This window comes from Salipiger sp. HF18, from assembly GCF_011806505.1.
GTDB lineage: Bacteria > Pseudomonadota > Alphaproteobacteria > Rhodobacterales > Rhodobacteraceae > Salipiger > Salipiger thiooxidans.
In genome coordinates this window covers 1-1,426 of the sequence record NZ_JAATOS010000747.1, presented here as the reverse complement: position 1 = coordinate 1,426, position 1,426 = coordinate 1, and the positions used below count along the sequence as shown (strand labels likewise).

At 68.7% G+C, this 1,426-nt stretch carries 3 protein-coding genes; all 3 read left to right on the top strand.

The features are described 5' to 3' along the window. A partial coding sequence (locus tag HC022_RS26545) for a hypothetical protein (protein ID WP_254885280.1) occupies positions 1–309 on the top strand: 309 nt, incomplete at its 5' end. Positions 310–437: 128 nt separating this feature from the next. Beyond that, positions 438–851 (top strand): DUF5333 domain-containing protein, encoded by a 414-nt coding sequence (locus HC022_RS26540; protein ID WP_089957465.1) that lies wholly within the window; start codon positions 438–440, stop codon positions 849–851. Positions 852–950: 99 nt separating this feature from the next. Next, on the top strand, positions 951–1,426 hold a 476-nt coding region (locus HC022_RS26535), incomplete at its 3' end, for a 2Fe-2S iron-sulfur cluster-binding protein (protein WP_167454378.1).

Sequence of the window (1,426 nt, the reverse complement as noted above, 5' to 3'; positions counted from 1 at the left end):
CTGCCCGGCCTCGTGCTGCTGGCGCTCGCCGGCTGCGGCGGCGGCAACGCCTACCAGTACGGCGGCATGCGCTTCCCCGGTGATGCCAAGGGCATCAAGGACAACCGCAAGCAGTTCGTGGCCACGGCGGGCCCCGTCAGCGCCTCGATCGACGGCGCGCGCGCGGCGGCGAGTTACGAGGCGATCAAGTACTGCATCGACTATCTCGGCAGCTCGGACATTCGCTGGGCCATCGGTCCGGACACGCCGCCGTCGCAGCTGCCGATCGAGAAGGACAAGCTGACCTATCGGGGGGAATGCCTCGAGTGACCGGAGCGGCTGTCATAACGGGGGCGTGCGCGGCGTGCTATTGCATGACCGCACCCGGCGTTCCCACCTTCCGGGGGAGAGGAGGTCGCCACGCCGGCGGCCCCGCAACCCTGTTCGGGAGACATGACATGCGCAAGATCAAGACCCTGCTGGTCGCGGCCGTGATGGGCGCCGCCCTGCTGCCGCAGGCTGCTGCCGCCAGGCCCTCGCTGGGCACGGTCAAGGAAATCCACGACGGGCTGCTGGCCGTGGGGCTCGCCGACGAGATCCGCAGCCGCTGCGGCAGCATCAGCGCCCGCATGTTCCGGGCCTACAGCTACCTGGGCGAGCTCAAGTCGAGGGCCCGCGCGCTGGGGTACAGCGAGGACGAGATCGAGGATTACGTGACCTCGAAGGCCGAGAAGAAGAAATACCGCGCCGAGGGCGAGGCCTGGCTGAAGGCCCGCGGCGTGACACTGGGCGTCGAGGCGGACTACTGCCGCATCGGTCGTCAGGAAATCGAAAGGGGCTCGCAGATCGGCGCGCTCCTGAGGGCATGGTGATGTGGGGCACGCACGGCGGGGACACGCCGGCGCCAGCACGCCCGTGCCCGGGTCGGCAGAGGTGCCGGCCCCTGGGAAATTCTGTCTGGGAAGATGCCAATGAGTGACCTGCGCAAGATCATCATCGACGGAAACGAGGTCGAAGTCGACGGTGCGATGACCATTCTCCAGGCCTGCGAGACGGCCGGGATCGAGGTGCCGCGCTTCTGCTATCACGAGCGCCTGTCGATCGCGGGCAACTGCCGGATGTGCCTTGTCGAGGTCGTCGGCGGCCCGCCCAAGCCCGCCGCCTCCTGCGCCATGCAGGTCCGCGACCTGCGGCCGGGGCCGGAAGGCCAGCCGCCGGTGGTCAAGACCAACTCGCCGATGGTCAAGAAGGCCCGCGAGGGGGTGATGGAGTTCCTGCTCATCAACCACCCGCTCGACTGCCCGATCTGCGACCAGGGCGGCGAATGCGACCTGCAGGACCAGGCGATGGCCTACGGCGTCGATTTCTCGCGCTTCCGCGAGCCCAAGCGCGCGGTCACCGACCTCGACCTCGGCCCGCTGGTCGAGACCCACATGACGCGCTGCAT

Coding starts and splice junctions, on each gene's coding strand:
- HC022_RS26540 (WP_089957465.1), top strand. CDS start 438: ATGCGCAAGATCAAGACCCTGCTGGTCGCGGCCGTGATGGGCGCCGCC.